The sequence below is a fragment of the Pseudoalteromonas sp. 5Ae-yellow genome (genome assembly GCF_014077565.1).
Classification (GTDB): domain Bacteria; phylum Pseudomonadota; class Gammaproteobacteria; order Enterobacterales; family Alteromonadaceae; genus Pseudoalteromonas.
In genome coordinates this window covers 1-271 of sequence record NZ_JACGWD010000197.1, presented here as the reverse complement: position 1 = coordinate 271, position 271 = coordinate 1, and the positions used below count along the sequence as shown (strand labels likewise).

Here is a 271-nt window from a genome sequence, read left to right as displayed (position 1 = left end):
TTGCCTAGTTCCTTCACCCGAGTTCTCTCAAGCGCCTTAGTATTCTCTACCTGACCACCTGTGTCGGTTTGGGGTACGATTCCATATAATCTGAAGCTTAGAGGCTTTTCCTGGAAGTATGGCATCAGCAACTTCATCACCTTAGTGACTCGTCTCGTGTCTCAGGTTTAGTGTTCGTCCGGATTTACCTAAACAAACGCCCTACTCACTTTCACATGGACTACCAACGCCATGCTTGCTTAGCCTGCTCCGTCCCCCCATCGCAATTATA

General features: G+C 48.3%; 1 rRNA gene. It reads right to left on the bottom strand.

From position 1 onward, the window contains the following. Window positions 1-271, bottom strand: a 23S ribosomal RNA gene (locus tag H4J63_RS19950); the annotation flags it as partial.